The organism is Vibrio sp. SG41-7, from assembly GCF_014164465.1.
GTDB classification, from domain to species: Bacteria; Pseudomonadota; Gammaproteobacteria; order Enterobacterales; family Vibrionaceae; genus Vibrio; species Vibrio splendidus.
This window is the reverse complement of sequence record NZ_JACJFF010000253.1, coordinates 1-2,239: the sequence shown is the minus strand read 5'-3', so window position 1 is coordinate 2,239 and position 2,239 is coordinate 1. Positions and strand designations below refer to the sequence as shown.

2 protein-coding genes are annotated in these 2,239 nt (G+C 39.5%); both read right to left on the bottom strand.

Annotated features, from left to right (window positions below; all coding sequences use genetic code 11):
• A partial coding sequence (locus H5300_RS26365) for an outer membrane beta-barrel protein (RefSeq protein WP_182797325.1) occupies positions 1–459 on the bottom strand: 459 nt, incomplete at its 3' end.
• A gap of 755 nt (positions 460–1,214) precedes the next feature.
• The gene (locus tag H5300_RS26360) at positions 1,215–1,904 is read right to left on the bottom strand and encodes a DNA N-6-adenine-methyltransferase (protein WP_310736198.1); all 690 of its coding nucleotides are present in this window, start codon (positions 1,902–1,904) and stop codon (positions 1,215–1,217) included.
• Positions 1,905–2,239: the final 335 nt, after the last annotated feature.

Genomic DNA, 2,239 nt, shown 5'->3' with positions numbered 1-2,239 from the left:
CACGTCATGTACTTTGTATGATGCATCTAGGAATATATTAGTGCTTGGTATTTCTGCTGTGGTACCTATGCCATACATAAGCCCATTTTCTGAATGATTATAATTTAACTCAGCTTCGAATATGGTAAGACCTATCATTGGTTTAATAACGAGCCAATCAACGGGCCTTAACCCTAGTATAAAACTAAAGCTCCATGCTGATTCCTCATAATGATTAGAAGGTGTTGAATTATCTTCATGTGCATAATCGAAAGAAGCACCATACCCTACCTTTGAGTATTTCGAGAATACGACCAAATTAACTCCTAATCCATCCATATCAACATCATAACCTGAAGCTTCAGCTGTAACTTTTGACTTACCAATAGACCAATAATGATCTGTTACATCTTCTTTTCCTTCAGCTAGAACACCGCAAGATATTGAGCTAGCTGTTAAAAATAACATTATTCTTTTCATCTCTATTTCCCTTGGTATTTTATCTGTAATCGAAATTTACAGAGCATTGTTTATATCGGTCGAACCTGACTGCTTGTCGCCGAACCAAACTGGTGAAATGTGCAGAAACACACCCAATATAGAACAGCACCCAATAAGCAGTTAATACATGAACAATAATCTCATACGTATCATGATAGGTGCGCTCTGTTAGGTATGCAATCAAGCTTTGGATTTACTGCTGAGATAGCTAGGTAGCTTGTTGAGTCACCGTTCTCATGCTTGAACTTCTTCGATAGTGAGTAATCTTTGAGATGCTGTTTAACCGTTGTTTCATGGATAAGCAGTGCATAGGCAATTTCTTCAGGACTCCATCCGTTACTGGCATGAATAACAGCTTTGATACGCTAACGAACTCGTCCATCACTAGTCGTACCGTGTTGGTTAATCAGCGTCAGCTTTGTTCATTAGATAGAGTTATTTCCATATCACCGAGCATGATCCTCATTTTGCTAAAATCAAGCACCTTCAAGGCTCACAGATATATTATCACAGCCCACGAGTAAGAAACTAAAAAACAACTAGTCCAAGTAAAGCTGGTTTTCTCATTGCATTTTTAAAAATATGACTATCTTTCCTAGTGATTTAACACGCACCTCAAATAGCACAGTACAAGATGAAATATTCATTTACAATACGAATGAACATAAAAATCCACCGTAAATTAACAGTCTAACCTTTGGATATCAATTGCCCATCCTTGGGCAATTATTACTTTACCGCTCTTGTAACAAATCATCTTTGTCAACATACTCCCACTTACTTTCAATACCTGGACCCAGAATGCACACCATACTAGGAAAGTTAGCCGCACCTTGTTCTTGTCCATGTTGAAGAAACTTCAAGCGCCCTCCAATAAAGCGAATCGCTCCTTTTGAGAAATAATCATGGAATTCATCACTGCCCGTACTTGCTGGTACTAACATAACCACTTTGGTGCCCTTAAGTGACTCTTCATAGGCCTTCTTGGCAAATGCTTTCAGCTTAGAGTATGGTGGGTGACAGAACACAACATGACCACTCCAATCTTGCACCAATGCGTCATCTTCTTCTGTAAAATAACTCAAACAAAGCGCCGTTTCAGGCTCTGCTGCAGCATCTAAAGTGAATCCATACCGTTTATCCAACTGAGCAAAAACCTCTGGAGGCGTCTGCCATTTGTCTTTGTTGGTTTTGCCACTCCTCGCACTTGAATGCGTGGCTTTAAGGTTATTATTGACCTTGTCTGCTTTACCCTTTTTTTCTACCTTATCTTCTGGCCTTTCAGTCAATTTTGTTAACACTGAGAAAGAGATTAAATCATCAACTTTGAAAGGAACCGGTATCGCGGTCAAAGCACTCAGTTTATAAAGTAGCAGCCCTTTCAACATTTCGTAGTTTTCATCTTGTGGTGCAATCAAGGTCACCGAGGATTTTGTAGCAAACGAAGGAAAAAATGAGCAATCTTCATGTAGTCCTGAAAAGTCCTCTCTACTCAAAGAGCATGAACGAAATAAATCAAACGTGACATCCTCGTGAAATGTTTCAATATCGTCTTGCCCATGAATTTGACTGCCTTTAGCGACAACATATACCTTGGCAACACCAGAACCATCTGCGTTACTAGAGCTGCCCCAAATATATGGTACGTCCCGTTATTGCAAGTAGAGTTAAAAACAACGAGCTGATTTGCGCTAATATATTCAGAGTCTATTAGAGACTGCCATTAGTCTCAGCTCTATGATGAGGTGTGCGCCAGACT